General features: G+C 56.6%; 13 protein-coding genes and 1 pseudogene. 9 read left to right on the plus strand and 5 right to left on the minus strand.

The genetic code is table 11. The features are described 5' to 3' along the window. Positions 1-639: 639 nt before the first annotated feature. The 3 genes from BLV27_RS17705 (at position 640) to BLV27_RS17715 (ending at position 4550) form a co-directional block, all read left to right on the plus strand. The gene (locus BLV27_RS17705) at positions 640-1071 is read left to right on the plus strand and encodes a universal stress protein (RefSeq protein WP_092647828.1); all 432 of its coding nucleotides are present in this window, start codon (positions 640-642) and stop codon (positions 1069-1071) included. 14 nt (positions 1072-1085) lie between these two features. Continuing rightward, positions 1086-2639 carry an alanine/glycine:cation symporter family protein gene (locus BLV27_RS17710; protein ID WP_092647829.1) on the plus strand — a complete coding sequence of 518 codons (1554 nt, stop codon included), beginning with the start codon at positions 1086-1088 and terminating at the stop codon, positions 2637-2639. Between the two features lie 636 nt (positions 2640-3275). After that, positions 3276-4550, plus strand: coding sequence for a tetratricopeptide repeat protein (locus BLV27_RS17715; protein ID WP_092647830.1), 1275 nt, complete (start codon positions 3276-3278; stop codon positions 4548-4550). Between the two features lie 86 nt (positions 4551-4636). Here the strand turns inward: BLV27_RS17715 and BLV27_RS17720 are convergent. Both BLV27_RS17720 and BLV27_RS17730 read right to left on the minus strand, forming a co-directional pair. After that, a pseudogene (locus BLV27_RS17720) lies at positions 4637-4999 on the minus strand (DUF2269 family protein); the annotation flags it as partial. A 1403-nt stretch (positions 5000-6402) separates the two neighbouring features. Then, positions 6403-7014, minus strand: a complete 612-nt coding sequence (locus BLV27_RS17730) for a hypothetical protein (protein WP_092647833.1) — start codon at positions 7012-7014, stop codon at positions 6403-6405. Positions 7015-7041: 27 nt separating this feature from the next. Here BLV27_RS17730 and BLV27_RS17735 point away from each other — a divergent pair, with 27 nt between their 5' ends. From BLV27_RS17735 to BLV27_RS17755, 6 genes are all read left to right on the plus strand, one after another. Next, positions 7042-8577, plus strand: a complete 1536-nt coding sequence (locus BLV27_RS17735) for a hypothetical protein (RefSeq protein WP_092647834.1) — start codon at positions 7042-7044, stop codon at positions 8575-8577. Positions 8578-9173: 596 nt separating this feature from the next. After that, on the plus strand, positions 9174-9956 hold the full coding sequence (locus tag BLV27_RS19910; protein ID WP_244504743.1) for an ABC transporter transmembrane domain-containing protein: 783 nt from the start codon (positions 9174-9176) through the stop codon (positions 9954-9956). A gap of 29 nt (positions 9957-9985) precedes the next feature. Beyond that, positions 9986-10843, plus strand: a complete 858-nt coding sequence (locus BLV27_RS19915; RefSeq protein ID WP_244504744.1) for an ATP-binding cassette domain-containing protein — start codon at positions 9986-9988, stop codon at positions 10841-10843. Beyond that, the gene (locus tag BLV27_RS17745) at positions 10840-12180 is read left to right on the plus strand and encodes an HlyD family type I secretion periplasmic adaptor subunit (RefSeq protein WP_092647835.1); all 1341 of its coding nucleotides are present in this window, start codon (positions 10840-10842) and stop codon (positions 12178-12180) included. The genes BLV27_RS19915 and BLV27_RS17745 overlap by 4 nt, the downstream gene beginning before the upstream one ends. A 376-nt stretch (positions 12181-12556) precedes the next feature. After that, entirely contained in the window at positions 12557-12910 is a 354-nt protein-coding gene (locus BLV27_RS17750) for a CidA/LrgA family protein (RefSeq protein ID WP_092647836.1), read from the plus strand. After that, entirely contained in the window at positions 12907-13623 is a 717-nt protein-coding gene (locus BLV27_RS17755) for an LrgB family protein (protein ID WP_092647837.1), read from the plus strand. The genes BLV27_RS17750 and BLV27_RS17755 overlap by 4 nt, the downstream gene beginning before the upstream one ends. A 110-nt stretch (positions 13624-13733) precedes the next feature. On the opposite strand, the gene BLV27_RS17760 is transcribed toward BLV27_RS17755, so the two are convergent. Genes BLV27_RS17760 through BLV27_RS17770 form a run of 3 tightly spaced genes read right to left on the minus strand, consistent with a single transcriptional unit; the run spans position 13734 to position 17496 of the window. Further along, positions 13734-15059 carry an aspartate aminotransferase family protein gene (locus BLV27_RS17760; RefSeq protein WP_092647838.1) on the minus strand — a complete coding sequence of 442 codons (1326 nt, stop codon included), beginning with the start codon at positions 15057-15059 and terminating at the stop codon, positions 13734-13736. Positions 15060-15067: 8 nt separating this feature from the next. Next, entirely contained in the window at positions 15068-16039 is a 972-nt protein-coding gene (locus BLV27_RS17765; protein ID WP_092647839.1) for a C45 family autoproteolytic acyltransferase/hydrolase, read from the minus strand. After that, positions 16039-17496: a biotin carboxylase gene (locus tag BLV27_RS17770; protein ID WP_092647840.1), complete on the minus strand. Its 1458-nt coding sequence runs from the start codon at positions 17494-17496 to the stop codon at positions 16039-16041. Before BLV27_RS17770 ends, BLV27_RS17765 begins: the two co-directional genes overlap by 1 nt. Between the last annotated feature and the right edge of the window lies 1 nt (position 17497).

The raw sequence follows: 17497 nt of genomic DNA on the forward strand, positions 1-17497 counted from the left end.
GTCAGTCTGAACGTAGGAGGAGATAGCGGCACCCGAAACGCCGCGATGAGATGCAAGGGCAGAGATGAGTGATGATGATCGAACGGGACCGCTGCTGGGATACCCCGAGGTGCCGGAAGCGCGTCACAGCTCGATAGTCTGATTGGGACCTGGCATGCGGACTTCATCAGGGCCAGCGGTCAGACGTACCGCGCAAAAAGGCCGGACACATGACCGCAACCTGCAACGATCAAAATCAGCTCAAATCAACCCTTGCAAAAACGGAGCCGTCCACAAATAGACAGCACCCGGGGGCGCGCATCCGCAGGTTCAGGGTAGCGTCGCGCTTCGTGAGACCTGCAATCGATCGTTCCGCCTTGATTAAGCGTGAGCCTCCCCCAATGAATTGGTCCGCCCGTTTGATTAGGAAAGCGGAGTACCAATTCATTGGGGGAGGCTCACGCCGCTTTTGACTGACATTGGATTGGGCGGCGCGGACATCGTACCGCTTCCTAGCAAAGAGCTTCGTTCATCGCCCTCCACTGAGATTTTACCTGTCTTTTTTTCGTAAAATTCAACAGTATGAGAATCTGTTAAGAAAAACAGCACTCATGGAGTGGAAATCGGCCAACGAGTCGGCAGAGGGAAGGACAAATAAGTATGAAACTAGTCATCGGCCTTGATGGCCAAAGTTCAGGGGAGAAAGCCCTCGACTTTGCCAAGAGCTTGGCAGCTAAGACTGATAGTTGCGAGTTGATCGTCGTATATGTTATTGAATGGTCTCCATTTTCCTTCCAGACGGCCGAGGAGAATGCCCAGCGGCACAAGCGGCGCGAGGAAGAGATCGAAATTGCCATGGACCGCGTCCTGAACCCTGCTGTCGCGTCTTTGAAGAACGCGGGTTTATCTGCGCGAGGGATCGTGCGCCACGGTGATGTCGCTGACACTATAGACCTGATCGCAAACGAAGAAGGGGCATCGCAGATTATCGTCGCCCGTTCGAGCGCGGGCGGACTGACCTCTCGCTTGTTTGGCAGTTCAACCGCAAATCTTGTGATGAATGCACGCGTGCCTGTCACGGTTGTGGCATAGGGGAAGGATTGATCATGCAAAATATCCAACGTCTTTTTCTGACTCTTGGAACGTTTTTCGTTCTGACGGGTCAGGCATTCGCACAAGAAGCGCAAACGCTCGATCAGCGCGTCAACGCTATCTTCGCGGCCTCTACGGGCTGGTTTGTGAACGGCATCTTCGCCCCCATTCCCGGCACATCATTTCCTTGGATCGTGATGTGGCTGGTTATTGGCGCATCTGTCTTCACCATCTATTTCGCGTTCGTCCAGTTCCGATTTTTTGGGCACGCTATCAAACTCGTTAAGGGAGACTACTCCGATCCCCAAGATGCGGGGGAGGTCAGCCACTTCCAGGCGCTTGCCACTGCCCTGTCAGGTACCGTTGGTCTTGGTAACATCGCGGGTGTTGCCGTAGCCGTAGGTATCGGTGGGCCAGGTGCCACGTTCTGGATGATCCTGGCGGGTCTTTTGGGAATGGCATCCAAGTTCACCGAGTGCACGCTTGGTGTGAAATACAGGAACGAATATCCGGACGGAACGGTGTCCGGTGGTCCGATGTATTACATCAGCAAAGGCTTCAGCGAACTCGGGCTTCCGGGCGGCAAAATTCTTGCCATCCTATTCTCGGTCTTCTGTATCCTGGGTGCACTTGGCGGGGGCAACATGTTCCAGGCCAATCAAGCGCATGCTCAGATCTCAGGGATTGTCGGGGACTATCCCGGCTGGATCACAGGTGTGATCTTTGCTGCCGTGGTCTACGCGGTCATCGTTGGCGGCATCAAATCCATCGCCAATGTGACAGAAAAAGTCGTGCCGTTCATGGGGGTATTATATGTTGGTGCAGCCCTGATCGTCTTGATCGTGAACTATGACATGATCGGTTGGGCCTTTGGTCAGATATTCGCAGGTGCCTTTACCGGTCTCGGCGTTGCTGGCGGCATGGTCGGAGCGTTGATCCAAGGCTTCAAGCGGGCCGCGTTCTCCAACGAAGCGGGTGTTGGCTCTGCTGCGATTGCCCACTCTGCGGTGAAAACCAAGGAGCCGATCACAGAAGGCTTCGTTTCTTTACTCGAGCCTCTTATCGACACCGTGGTCATCTGTACGATGACAGCGTTGGTCATTACCATCTCTGGCCAGCTTATCATCGACCCTGCAACAGGTAACTACACCCTGAACGAGGCCGGTTCCGCGATCGCAACTGTTGGTGATACATCCGGCGTCGCGCTGACATCGGCGGCTTTCGGTTCGGCCATCAGCTGGTTCCCATATGTCTTGGCAATTGCGGTTATCCTGTTTGCCTTCTCGACGATGATTTCATGGTCATACTACGGCCTGAAAGCGTGGACCTATCTGTTCGGTGAAGGCAAAACGACTGAGCTGGTCTTCAAGGTCATCTTCTGCGTTTTCATCGTGATCGGTGCAGCGGCAAGCCTTGGTCCGGTCATCGACTTCTCGGATGCTGCAATCTTTGCGATGGCGGTCGTGAACATTACAGCACTGTATTTCCTCATGAAAGTCGTGAAGAAAGAGCTGGAATCCTATAGCCGCCGACTGAAGTCGGGAGAGATCAAGAAGTTCGAACACTAGAAAGCGGACCTGGGGCGGCTTTTGGCTGCCCCGGTCTTTTGCCTTGCAAGACTACGACATCGGCGCGTTTCGTATGTCTGACAAACGACGCCCTCGCGCCGCGCTATCGTCATCCGCACCATGGGCCTTTAATCTCCGCAAGAGCCGGTCGATCAACGAATGGCAAGACACGTTAGTTAATTCGAGATGCCGCCTGATGAGTTGGGCCAATGGCAGCAACGACTGGTGCAGCTTCGTCTCCGCCTGATCAGCCCGCCCCACCACTAGCCACCGCGCGATCGGGTTTCAAATGTCAGAGGATGATCGGCCCGGTTTGTATCGGTCCGATTTCATCCGGGACTGGTTGGCAACAAACTCCGGGCATCTGTCTGACCGAGCGCATCCCCAGCGAAGAATGAACGGGTTCGTCACGGCGTCGATCGCATCGGTCGACAACAGCTGCCGATTTACTCGGATCCCAGGCAATACCGGCTCGAATAATACAGGTGGTTCGATGTTGTGAACGCTTCCCCACCCTTTGTCCGATCACTGGCCGTGGCGAAGTTATCGCGGTCCCGGCGCAAAAGTGCTATCATTCAAGTGTAATGGGCGCTGCTGCCACTGTCCATCACGACACCGAACTGAAGGCCATCTGCCATGCTTGATGACGCTTATGGGAACCCGCTTGGCACACAGTCATCAGACGCGGGGAGCGCCTATGACCTGGGCGTTCACCGCTTTTTGGGCGCGGAGCCGGGCGTGGCCGAGGCTTTTGAAGCCGCGATTGAGGCGGATGAGGGGTTTGCGCTGGCCCATATCGGTCTCGCCCGCGACATGCAGCTGCGCACCCGACCCGACCGGGTCAAGGCAAGCTTGGCCCGCGCCCGCGCCTTGGCGTCTGGCCTGAGCCCAAGGGAGCGTTCGCACATCAATACGTCCGCTTTGCTTTTGGAGGGCAAGTCCGCAGATGCCCGGGCTGCTGTCTATGAACACGTCAAAAGCTGGCCCACTGACGTGATGATTGCGCAGATGTGCACAAGCGTCTTTGGTTTGATCGGCTTCTCCGGCCTGCCCGGCCGCGAAGCCGAACAACTGGCGTTTATCACGCGTCTTGCGCCCCACTACGCCGACAACTGGTGGTGTCGCGCGCAATTGGCGTTTGCCCAGTTGGAAGTCGGGCAGTTGGCGGCGGCGGAGGCGAATGTCGATGCCGCTCTGGCCGCCAACCCAAGCAGTGCACATTCGGCGCATATCCGGGCACATCTCTATTACGAGAGTATGGAGGACAAAGAGGGGCTGCGCTATTTGTCAGACTGGTGGAAGACCTACGAACCGGCGGGATCACTGTACAATCACGTGTCGTGGCATGTTGGCCTATGGTCATTGGAAACCGGTGACTTGGACCGCATGTGGCAGGTTCTGGATGTGGAGATCGCACCGGAAACCAGTCAGGGGCCACCGCTGAACGTAATGACGGACACCGCCGCGCTGTTGTTCCGGGCCGAACTCGCAGGCGTGAACGTGCCTGTCGAGCGCTGGAAGGCGTTGAGCGCCTATGCTCTCGCCCGGTTTCCTAAGCCGGGCCTTGGCTTTGCCGATGTACACGCGGCCATCGCGCACGCACGCGGCGGGAACCGCGATGCACTGCAAGACATAATTGAAAGCGCGGCGGGACCCGCTGGTGACCTTACCCAGACGATTGCGACAGGGTATCGCGAGATGGAGGACGGGCATTGGGCCAGGGCCGCTGAACACCTCGGCAATGCCATGCATGATCACGCCCGCCTTGGTGGGTCGAAAGCGCAGCGCGATCTGATCGACTTTTCCCTTGCTGCATGTCTGGTCCGAGACGGACGCCGGCAGGAGGCGCGGACCGTCCTGTCGGTCACACGGCCGAGCGCGTTGACCAAGGACGTGGTAGCCGGTCTTTAGCAGCTCCGTTGGCCAAATACTGCGTCTTTTTTATGCGGTGTCATTGCGAAACCCCACGATACGACTTCCGCATGAAGGTCTCGCGGTCAGGGGCGAAGTGACGATTGCCGTAAGATATTGGGCACCGTCAGCATCAACCAAACGATTGCTATGACGGCGACAAAGGCGGGGAACCCGAAAGCGAACCACCAGCAGTACAGACCATGATATGCTTTGGACAAAGCGGGGCCTGCCTCTAGAGCTGCCCTTGCCAGATTTCGCATACGCATTTGCATCCAGACCACGGCGAGCCAGAAAATCCCGACGAAACCGTAAAGCAATACAGACAGGGCGACCCACCCTTCTGAAACTGGCCAGCCCACGATGCGTGCAAGGAGAAACCGGGCAATCGGCTGGATGATGGCCGTGGTTTCCGTGAACACCTTATCGTACAGCACAACAGTCCTGGCGACATGGGCAAAAGGGCCAAGCGGATCAAGCTAAAGCTCTGGCGCGAAGAGAGTGCCTCCTGCGAGGTAGGCCTCGGATACGCCAATCATGCCGACCGTCGCCGTCCTGCACCACGGCCTTCAGAGAATGGCCGACCCGAGGGCCATATCGACGAAGGCTCCGCCGATGATCATCGCGCCGACGATCCAAGCCGCTTGGGCTCCGCCTGCTCTCAGCCATGACCCAGGATCGCCGTGGCCCCCGGAACTCTGTACTGTGACGACGGTGGATCATAGTAGTTAACGCCAGCCCAGACGGCCCAGAAGTCCGCTGTGGCTCCGTTTAGGGAGAGCATTATCACGGGCACACGAAACCGCAGCGGTGGCTTCAAAAATCCCTGCCAACCCCCGATCTTCCCAATGAGTTCTGGGAGGGTGTGGGCGGATGCTTCGGTAGTATTGGCGATCTTATCTGATGGTGTTTCCTTGCGCGCTGCGGTGACCGCCGCGGAGACCAGATCGTCAATATGAACGGCCTGGATTAAGCTGCTCGGCAAAGCGTCCGGGAGAATGCATGGAAGCGTTGCCGCGCCGCGAAGAAGCACTGTGCCGTCATACGCGTCGGGGGCGAGAACAAGGCTCGGTCGCAGGATTACCCATTCATTACAATCAGCCTTTGCAACCTGCGCGTCCCCGCGCGCGTTGCTGCTGAAAAATTCTGTGGAAGTTTCCGTAGAGACGGCACCGGCTGAAATGTGCACATAGGCGCAATTCGAGCGATGCGGCCGCGCGGAGCCGCGCTAGCCTTGCCGCATGAACGGCATCAAGATCATCCCGCGGACCGCCTTGAAGCGCGCCAGCGGCGTTGACGATGACACTCACTCCGCTCAGACACTCTCTCTCTTCATGCTGAGGTGTCCAGCGAGGAAAGATCCCGAAACATCCGGTCTTGGTTTGGCGTGACCGCCATGGCGGCGCGGCCCGATCGGTCGAGCCCCACGTCCCGAAAACCTGCTGCAGAAAAGGAGCGGCAACAGGCGGAACCGATGGACCGTAGCCTCCCAGAACAAGAACAGTTTGCATCAAATACTTTCGTAGGGTTGGTCAGGTATATCTTCATCGCAAGGCATCGTCTTCCGACATTGTCGATTCTGATACAGCCACGACCGCTTTCACGTGACCGCCGATCTCAGGGTTTGCGTATTCTTGCTTGCTATGGGCATCGGTGTCATGCGCGGCTGTCGTCTTCCCAAGATCAAAATAGCATGCTGCTATCGGTCATCAGCGTCGAATCCTACGACACGATCCACCCTTGCATGACAGGCTCCAGAGTGGATCGTCTATCATTAAAACCAGCCGTGCGGGCACCGGTACAACCCGCGAAGTCACAAGGAAAATGTGCGCGTGCCCCATGGAAAATTGGCTTATGACAGCGATCTTGGCATACCCCCGGCATAGGTCTCGTCCACCTCAACGATATCGATCAGCGGCAGAAAATCACCGTTCTGATCATCCATCATTTCCCGGATCGCGCACCCTATATTCCATACATTCTTTTGGTTCCCGCAGGGCAGGCGCGCCATCACGACCAGCGAGATCCCCTTGCTCGATGTCAGCGCTAGAAACATCGCATAGATGCTATGTATTAAGTCCAGCTTGGTGCTATGCATCGGAATGCATATGTTCACTGTGAATTCAAACCAGCAGCCCTGACCCTGGTATTGGCCGGAAGGACAGGTTGTACCACGCCGAGCCGTAGATGTGACGGACCCGCAATCTGGCCAATAGCGCCCCATCGACCAGATGGAATATAAAGAATTTTCGCGCATGCACCAGACTGTCGCGATGGCACTTTCGCGGATGGCACGGCCATCGCCGAATTTACGCCAATCAAAGAACTGCTTCCGACATTTATCGCGGACAAACGCGCCGAAGCAAAGTCCGAGGCGAAACCCCACGATCCAACCACAGATGGCCACGATTTCGCACAGGACTTTGACAAGAACGAAAGCCCATTCAAGGTAGACGAAGGGCATGCAGTTGTCGCGGGGGCCAACACTCTCGTGAATACAGCGTCTATTACGTCAACCTGGCTTGATGCCGACGTCATTGCTGTTGCGGGCGACGTTGTGCGCATGGACGCCATTTCGCAGATCAATGTTATCGTTGACCATGACAGCATTACTGATGCGCTTTCACCAAACGATCTAGCGGATCAGTCATCGATAGCGGCCAACGCGGCTGCAATCGTCGCCAAATCCGTCGCGGCCGCCAGAGAGGATGCGGATGCGGATGCGGATAATGTGTCCGACCCCGTGCCCGACTCCACACCCCTTTTTTCCGGCACCCCCGCCAATTGGACCATTTTGCGACATGATGGCCCGGTCACACAGATCAACTGGGTCAAGCAGCATTCGTTCACGACCGACTTCGACCAGGCCGTCGTCACATTCTCTGGTACCGCGACCTTCCTTGGTCTGGGTGAAAATGCGCTCAGCAACAGCTTCAACGCTTTGGAATTTGGCTACCAATATGACCTGATTTTTGTTGCCGGAAATCTGATCGACGTAAACATGATCGATCAGCTAAATGTAATTCTAGACAGCGATGTCATCTGTACGACTGCTCCTGCTCAAGCCGCTTCAGCGAAGCCAGAGCCAGTCGTAGACATGCCAACATCTGAAGAGACTGCGGCGACCTTGGCAGTGGCTGATTTCGGCGCGGAACATTCGGGGCGGGTTGCGCCGAATAACATGGTGCCTGACCCACAGGACAAAATTCAGCCCGATAGCGTGGCGCAAAATGCCAATGACCAGCCCGCTTTCTTGAAAGGGTCCGGTACTAACGGATCAACTCAACAAGTAGCGGCCACAAGCGGCCTGCCAGATATCGCGCCAGCCGAAACCAAGGCAAACACCGTGTCACCGATTGAAGTCGCGGACAATGAACCCGTCTCCTTGCCTGACAATCCATCCCCAACACCTGCTCCCGCCGTTTCAAGCGGCGACAACCTCGCTTATAATCAGGCGTCGATCCAAACCATTGGAGAAGACACCGATGCGGCAATAACCGATATCTTTTCTGACGCCCTCGACAGTTTTGCTGATGGAGGCGATGAAATCTCGGGTGATATAATCAAGGACCCGGTATTCACGGGTACTGAACTATTGCGGGTTCTCTATGTCGATGGCGACGTCACAACAGTGAATATGGTCGAACAAATCAATATCATCGGCGACGCTGATCAGGTTCATCTAGCCCGCGACAACTTTGCGGCAGCTTTGCAAAATCAGATCGAAATCACGACCGGGTCAAACGTTGCGGCCAATATTGCAGCCATTCAGGACAATGGCTTAGACAGCACTGTGATGGCGCGGGGTAAAGTCTATTCAGATGCTCTGATCCACCAAGCCAATCTTATGGATACGGACGTCTTGGAAACAGGCAGCTCGGTCGCTGAACTCACGAACGAAGTAGTCGCCTTTCTCACTGATGACATCAGCGCCGACCCGTTTGGAGATGATATAGACGCGATGGTGAATGGCACGGCTAGCGAAACGTTTGGCCAGTCCGATGTCATGCAAACCATGTTGAGCTAGAAGTATACTTTTACCGAGGCAAACGCAGCTAAATGAAAGATTTAACTCATTCAGAGGCCGAATCGGGCTCACCGCTTTGTTCAATCCCAAGCCGACTGACGCTCGCCGCGCCAAAGGGCACCTAAAGCGCTTTATCTCAATGTCGACCAACGTGTGGTCAATGGGACTTTCGTGGTTAAAGGGGCGGGCAACGGTAGTACCGTCAACAATGACTTCGTCAAGGAAGTCCCCTTCCGCAGAAACAGCGGAAATAGAGCAGTTGAAAAAGAGAAAGAACAGCTGGCACCCGTGATGCCGCTGGCAGGCCAACAAAAGCCGAGTGTGACTAGAGAACAAGATGTTATGCTGAAGGCCAAGATCAACGCAAAGTCACTGCCTGATCCTAAATCCCAGCCTGATCCGAAGCCCACGCCGCAGACAGAAGGCCGCAAAAGTGAACCCTGTGGTGGGCTTGCACGACCATTGAAGGCGATACCGGACCGATCAAGGTCAAGGGCTCCGATGGCAACCTGCATGCCAACGGCGGTGGCCGGGGTGGTCCACCTCCCAAGTTTCACAAGCGCCTGCGCGACGATGACTTCGGAGAAAGCCTTAAATTGGGCCTTGGCGCTGTCAAACGTAACCTTACCGCGGTGCTTGTCCAGAATTGCGCGACCAATCTGCTAATTCTCGCAATTCCTGTCTACCTTTTCCAGATATCCGATCGGGTTCTGACCAGCCGATCCGTCGATACCCTGATCATGCTGACGATCATAATTGTCGGCGCAGTTGTGTTTCAGGCGATCTTTGATGCCTTCCGCCGGTTTATCCTGATGCGCACCGCCGTTGAAGTCGCGGCCAGACTTGGCGCGCCCATCCTCAGCGCGGCAGCACACGCCTCGCAGCACGGAACTGGTCGCGAATATCAGACTTTGGGCGACTTACAGACTTTGAGGGGCTTTCTAACTTCTGGTACGCTGATTTCATTCCTTGATGTGCCGTTTGCGCCGCTCTTTATTTTTGCGATCTTCCTGGTGCACCCGCATCTCGGGTCCATCGTTGTGGCAACCAGCTTACTGTTGTTGGTTGTAACCCTGATAAATCGCCGCATCACTGCAAAGCCCTTTGGCGAAGCAAATACGGCGCAGTCGAAAGCAAACATGCATCTCGATTCAATGGCCAGAAATTCCCAGATTATTAACGCGCTCGCCATGATCCCCGAGACCGTAAAAATGTGGGGGCGTGACACGGCCAATTCACTCACGGCACAGGTTCGTGCTCAAGACCGAAACATTATGACAGCCGCTGCTTCACGCATTATCCGCCTCCTCACGCAGGTTTCCATGCTGGGTTGGGGGCGTACCTGGCCATTGATGGGCAGATCACGGGCGGCATGGTGATTGCAGCGTCAATCATCGCAGGACGCGCGTTGGCCCGTATCGAAGGATCGATCGAAGGATGGAATTCCTATTTGGTCTCGCGTTCTGCCTTCGGGCGGATCAAGGCGCTTTTGACCAGCTCCAAGGTGCAGTTCGAACGCCTGAACCTGCCGCGACCCGAAGGACGCCTAGACGTTGAACGCCTTCTGTATGTCCCCGGCGGAACGAAGCAGGTTGTGCTGAACGGGATCAGCTTTGCTTTGAACCCTGGTGAAATACTCGCCGTGATAGGGAATTCCGGTGCAGGTAAGACCACGCTGGGCAAGATGCTCGTGGGCTCCGTGCTGCCTACGTCTGGCAACGTACGACTGGATCTAATGGAACTGCACAACTGGGATCCGCGTCAGTTGGGCGAAAATATCGTCTACTTACCGCAAGATGTACAACTTTTTCCGGGCACCATAAAACAAGACATCGGCCGGATGCGCGATGACGCAACAGACGCGGATATCTTCAAGGCAGCCAGTCTGGCAGATGTTCACGAGATGATCGCGGATTTACCGCAAGGCTATGAGACTGTTGTCGCTGCGGATGGGTCACCATTGTCAGGCGGGCAAAAACAACGGATCGCGTTAGCGCGCGCTTTCTTTGGTGATCCACGGTTTGTCGTACTGGATGAACCCAATTCAAATCTCGACACCAATGGTGACAAGGCACTGGCACGCGCCGTGAACCATGCGCAAGACAACAGGATCACAGTCGTTGTTATCACTCAGAAACCGTCTTTGCTGAGTTCGGCAAACAAGATCATGCTGCTGGCAGACGGCACCATCCAGATGTTTGGCGACCGCCAACCTGTCCTTGAAAAACTGGCAGGCCGCAAAGCCCCCAAGCAGGTGCAAAAATGAGCCTTCTTACGGTAAATACAGCCGAACCCGAGTGGTATGCAGCCGTACCGCGCTCAATCAAATGGCATGTGATTATCAGCTTTTCTCTGATGATCGTCACCTTTGGTGGCTTTGGCCTCTGGGCGCTCAATGCCCCACTTGCCGCCGCCGTTATTGCGCAAGGAAGTTTTGTCGCAACCGGTCAGAACAAGATTGTGCAGCACCTCGAGGGCGGGAGTATTCAAGAAATCAATGTCCGTGAAGGCGACCATGTTCAAGCAGGTCAGATCTTGCTGCACCTTGACCAAACCGCAGCCGCGAACAGCGAACGTGAATTTACCCTGCGCCAAGCGCGGCTTGAAGCAACAGAGGCACGTTTGTTGGCCCAATACGACCGCAAGGAGATACTTCAATTTCCGCCCCATCTGACTGCTGCGCGCAGCGACAATAAAATTGCGGCGATCCTTGATGGCCAGATGATCGCGTTCCAGGTGACGGAAACGGCGCTAGAGAGCGGCATCGGCCTTTTGCATCGGAATATTGACGCACTAGAAATCCGCAGTGGCGGTTATGAAACTATGCTTGATGCACAAAATCGACAATTGACTGTTCTGGAGGGTGAACTGGCCAACAAGCAGAATCTTCTGGAACGCAGCATGATCCGACAATCTGAAGTTTCATCAATCCGCTTGGCTCTCATTGAAGCGCAAGGCCAGATTGGGCGGCTAGAAGCTGAAGTCGATGAAATCACCCAAATCAGACTTAAGTACGACCAGCAGATTTCTCAGACGCTAGGGCGCTATGGGCAAACTGCGCTAGACAACCTGCAAACGATTCAAAGCGAGTTAGATGGAGCACGCAAACAGGCCCGCACTGCCGTGGACATCCGGGAGCGCGCAGATGTACTCGCCCCTGTTTCTGGAGCCGTTGTCCAGCTCTATTATCATACCTCTGGCGGCGTTGTGGAAAGCGGGCGTCCGATACTTGAAATCCTGCCTGAAAGCGAACCACTGATCATTGAAGTGCAAATTCCGCGTGATGATATCGATAGCGTTCGCACAGGCCAACCTTCGACTATGCGTCTCACGGCCTTGAACCAACGAACAACCCCTGTCCTGAACGGAGAGGTATTCTATGTCTCCGCGGATTCAATTACCGACACGTCAACAGGTGTCCCAACTGAAGTTTACGTTGCGCGCATTTCCCTCTCGATAGATGAGATTCGCCGCGTGCGACAGTTTTCCCCTACACCTGGCATGCCTGCACAGATCATGATCCAAACTGCGGGGCGCACATTTGCCCAATATCTTGCAAAACCCATTTCCGACAGCATGACGCGCGCTTTCCGCGAGCAATAATATCTATGAATTCATTTGTGATGCGCTTGTGGAAAGAAACGCATCCGTTCCCAATGAGTTCGCAATCAATTCCGGTGTCTGGTTCAGCCGGTTACGTGATATCGAGCGGCCCCTGCCTCAACCTTTTGAAACCGTGCTTTGGATCTAGCACGCTTGTCAGCCGAGCCGGAGCAGTTTGGCGCACCTGAAAGTCTAGTCGAAGCTTGCCTGCCCGGCATTCAAGCGCCGGTAGCGCCGGTTCGCGCCTAGCGCCTAAAGGTCGTGCGGTCGTTTTCATCAGACTCAGCATGCCAAATAGATATGGGCACAAACTTAAAGTGGTCTTAGTCTGGGGTGTCAGCAAGAAGATCTGACCGCGTTAACGGGTTGAATTCTAATGCTCCTCACTCTCTCACTTCTCTTGTCATGCCAACTGATCGGCGAAGTTGCCGCACGCAGCCTGGGCCTTCCGATCCCGGGCCCAGTCTTGGGCCTCGTACTACTCGCAACCGCACTCCGGGTGGCACCTTCGCTTGCCGACAGCCTCCGACCGACCGTCACGGTCATCCTAGCGCACTTGTCGCTCATGTTCGTCCCGGCCGGCGTCGGCGTCATCGGCAATTTGGGGATACTGTCCGAGGATTGGCTGGCCCTGCTGGTCGTCTTGGTTTCCTCCACGGTGCTGGCCATGGTGGTCGCCGTCGGGACATTCCTCGGAGTGCGGCGACTGACGGAAACGCGCTCGACATGACCAACGTCGCAAACCTGTGGAGCTATCTGTCGACGACGCCCCTTTTGTGGCTGACGGCGACCTTGCTGGTCTATCTGGCTGCGGATGCGGCGGCGCGGCGGCTTGGTAATCCGCCGTGGGCCAATCCCGTGCTCATTTCGGTTGTTCTGATTGCGCCGGTCCTCTGGCTGACCCGGACCGATTACGCCGTATACTTTGAAGGTGCACAGTTCATTCATTTTCTGTTGGGACCCGCAACCGTGGCCCTGGCCCTGCCACTTTGGGACAATCGCGATACCATTCGCCGGTCAGTCGCGCCAATTCTGCTGGCTCTCCTGACGGGTTCGTTTGTCGCTGCCGGATCGGCACTCATTCTTGCCCACGCCATTGGCCTGCCGACCGATGTTATCCTGTCGCTTGCTCCAAAATCCACTACGGCACCGGTGGCGCTCGGGATATCCGAAGCGGTCGGCGGCATCCCGAGCCTGACGGCGGTCTTGGTGATCCTGACCGGCATTATCGGGGCGATCACCGTCACACCATTGATGAACTTGATGCGCATCAAGGATTGGCGGGCGCGAGGATTTGCCGTGGGGGTCGCAGCACACGGAATCGGAACGGCACGGGCATTTCAGGTGAACCCGGTGGCAGGGGCCTATGCTGGCATTGCCATGGCGCTCAACGCGTTACTGACGAGCATGATCGTACCAATTCTGGTGCGCTGGTTAGTCTAGCCGTTCCCTGCTAAGTCATAATCCCTGAATTTTGCGCAAAGGCTGCTCAAATCAGCAAATGATGCCAAGTGGCCTCTGGTCGCAGTCGGATAAGAATCTATGGCGGATCATCAGGCCGCCAAAGCCGCTTCGACAGCGATGGACAGCTTATCCACCAACTCTCCTATCTGATCGTCGCTGGTGATAAACGGCGGGGCCAGAAGGACGTGGTCGCCCCTGCGGCCATCGATTGTCCCGCTCATGGGATAGCATATCAGGCCAGCCTTGAAGGCGGCAGACTTGAGCCTTGCGGCGACTTTCCGCGCCGGATCAAAAGGCGTCTTCGCGTCTCGGTCAGCGACGAACTCGATCCCCTGAAACAGCCCCCGCCCACGTATGTCGCCGACGTTGGGATGTTGTCCGAACCGCGCGTCCAAAGCGGCCATCAGCTTGTCACCCTGCATCCTGACCCTTGGGATGAGGTCACGTTCCAACATCGCGCCAACGACTGCGACACCGGCCGCAGCGGCCGTCGGATGGCCAAGATAGGTGTGGCCGTGCTGAAAGAAACCGCTCCCGTCTTCGATCATCTCGTATATCTGGCGCGAGCACAGCATGGCACCGATGGGTTGGTACCCAGCCCCCAACCCCTTGGCGATGCAAAGAATATCGGGCGCGACGCCGTCCTGTTCGCAGGCGAACAGGCTGCCCGTGCGCCCCATGCCACACATGACTTCGTCAAGGATCAGAAGTATCCCGTACTTGTCACAGATGTCGCGGATACGCTTGAAGTAGCCGGGCGCAGCGGTCACCGCGCCTGACGTGGCCCCGACCACGGGTTCGGCGGCGAAGGCCATCACGGTCTCCGGGCCAACGCGCAGCAATTCCTCCTCCAGCAGGTTCGCGGCGCGGATGCCATAGTCTTCCAGGCTCTCGCCGGGCGCGCGCAGGCGATATTCGTAGCAGGGGTCGATATGGCTCATGTCGATCAGCAGTGGTCCGAACTGCGCCCTGCGCCATTCATTGCCGCCCGCCGATAGCGCACCCATGGTGTTGCCATGGTAGCTTTGCTTGCGGGCGATCAGGCGACCGCGCTCCGGCTCCCCCTTTTCGACAAAGTACTGGCGGGCCAGCTTGAGCGCGGCTTCCATCGCCTCCGACCCACCCGAGACGAGATAGACACGGTCCAGTTCGCCGGGCGCATTTGCAATCAGCATGTCGGCCAAGGTCTCCGCAGGCTCGGAGGTGAAGAACCCGGTGTGCGCGTAGGCGAGACTATCAAGCTGCGCTTTCACGGCATCGATGATCGTCTGGTCGCCGTGGCCGAGACAGGACACGGCGGCCCCGCCCGAGGCATCAAGGTATTGCTTTCCAGTGCTATCGAAAAGATAGCAACCCTCGCCACGTACGGCGACGGGGGGCAGTTGTTTGGTATGGCGCGGAAAGACGTGTGACATGATCTGCTTTACGCGGCACCGGGAACTTGGACCCGCCTGCCGCCCTCCTGAAAATTGTCGAAACTCTGCGACCAGACGGTCCCGGGCCAACGCACCTCCATCTGGCCCAGACGAGGACGATAGACAGCTGTATAAAGCGTGCCGAACCCCGCGTTGAAGGCCGTCGAATAGAGCGGCGGGCGCAAAAACGCACCGATGAACTTGTCTTCTGGATCGCGGTGCAGGGTTAGCCGCTGCAGCAGGAACCGTTCGCGTTCAACTGTCGCCGTGAACCGGGCATGACTGACCCATTCGACGTTTTCCTGATGGTTGGTCGCCACGGCAGCATGGGTGATAACGGTCGAGCGGTCCGGAGCCATCATCGCTGTCAGATAGCTGCGCTTCGCATCCAGCACCGTGACGTTGTAGCTCATGTGCGTGGGCACGCGGGCAAGGACCGCTCCTGCCTGTTCCGCCGTCGTGCAGGTCTGCAACACGTAACGCAGGATGAGCGGTACACCGAAGCCGTTGCCCACCACGCGCCGCCCGCCAAAGGTCAGCGATATGGCAAGACCCGCGTCGTTCACCCCGTCCACGAGCCCCCAGAGGCCATCGGACGTGCCCATTACCTGTCGCCCCTGCCAGTTTGTCCGAAGGACGAGGCTGTCGAAAGCATTGGGGTTATAGTCGTAATTGCGGACCAGGACCGGCTCCTCCCCCGGCCAGATCGCTTGGGAGCAGCCCGACAGATAGGGCGGCGGGCAATAGAAGCTGAGGAATCGCGCCGCCTGGTCACCGCCGCCTGCCAGATCGCATAACTGTTCATACAGCGGTACGATTTCCGGCATATGGTCGGCCAGGGCGCGACGGCTTTCCAGATAGGTAGGACGCGCACTGTCCCCTTCCTTCAACCACCACCTGCGGTAGTCAGGCCAGTATTCGGTGAAAAGCCTGGCCCATTTCGGGCCAGGCAGATCTTCTGATATCGCACGCCAAAGCATTACATGATCTTGAACGCAGGTTCCGCAATCGCGGGCCCCGCATTGGCAACGGGTAAGGGTTTACCTTCGACGCCCCGCTTGATGCCGTGGATCCATTTCTTGGCCCGCTCGTTCAGATCGAAGCCCTTTGTCATCGACCGGCCACGCGTTACTAGAATACCAATGTCGGCACCCTCATAGCGGTAATCGCCAGGTTGCAGAATGCGCAGGAAGAACGCTTCGTTTTCGGATTCGACCGCACGGCGGTGATAGTCGAAACGGTCGAACACGACCCGACCATCTTCCAACATTTTATAGATACCGGTCTCCGGGCTCTCGGTACAGATATCGACGCTGTCATCAGTGTGCTTGATAACCATCTGCGACCAGCTGTCGATCATGTCCGGGTCTGCCCAGCGGCTGTTCAACTCATCCACGTTAAGGTCGAACTTCTTGCGCGAGAATTCGAGGAGGTGGAAAAGGAACAGCGGGGCGTCGGCATGTGCAAAAGCGGCATGGTTTGTCATCGAGGACGCGCCGGTGATGCGCGGGTTCAATTCGCCAAGCCAGAGGTCGCCCGTCTTCTTGTCGATCAGGAAGTCGAGTTCGAAATACCCACGATAGCCTTCCTTGCGCAGCTGTTCGCCGAATTTGAAGGTCAGGTCGCGCGCCTTTTCACGAACCTTCGGCGGGAAAGCCGTAGACAGAATTTCGTTCCCGCACCAGCCGCCACGGTAAGGCGTCAACTCCTTGAAGCCGACGAGTTCGGTCATCAGGGGGCCGACGATCGTGCCTTCCTTTGTGGCACAGGCCTCGATGGCGGAGCCACGGCAGTCGATCCGCTTCATGATCTTGATTTCACCTTCGCCTACGATCTCGTGCTCATGACGGCGGAAGTCGGCTTCGGACTTGATGAAGAACGTCGTGTGTCCGCTATCGCCAAATGCCGACTGCAGGACGAGGTCGTGGCCGATGCCGGCCTTCTCGCAGGTCTCGCGCAGGTTCTCATAGGAGGTCACCTCGGCCAGCACGTTCGGCACCGACGGAACACCGGCCTTATTGCCGATGCGGACTGTCTCGATCTTGTTGTCCATGCTTGTCCGCAGCTTGGCCTTGGGGAACCACACGTCGGCACCAAGCTCTTTTGACAGGCGCTCCGTCTCCTCGTCGAACATCAGGAACACAAACTTGGGCTTGCCGCCACGCCGCTTGATGAAGTCGATGACTTCCTTGTGCTGCAGCAGATAGTTGTTGATGTCCTCAATCGACTGGAATTCTGCATGGGGCTGTTCGGACGGGCAAAACACGTTCGGGTGCTTGCCGCCATAGCAGTCGATATAGCAGATGTATTTGAAATTCTTGACCCATTCATCCAACCCCAGCAGGTTGAAATTGGTGGCCGAGATGAAATAGATCGGGTCCTCGTTTCGGTGGAAGTACCGGCGGATTTCTGAGATGTTCTTAAGTACTGTCGGCATG

It is taken from the genome of Jannaschia faecimaris (genome assembly GCF_900107415.1).
GTDB lineage: Bacteria > Pseudomonadota > Alphaproteobacteria > Rhodobacterales > Rhodobacteraceae > Jannaschia > Jannaschia faecimaris.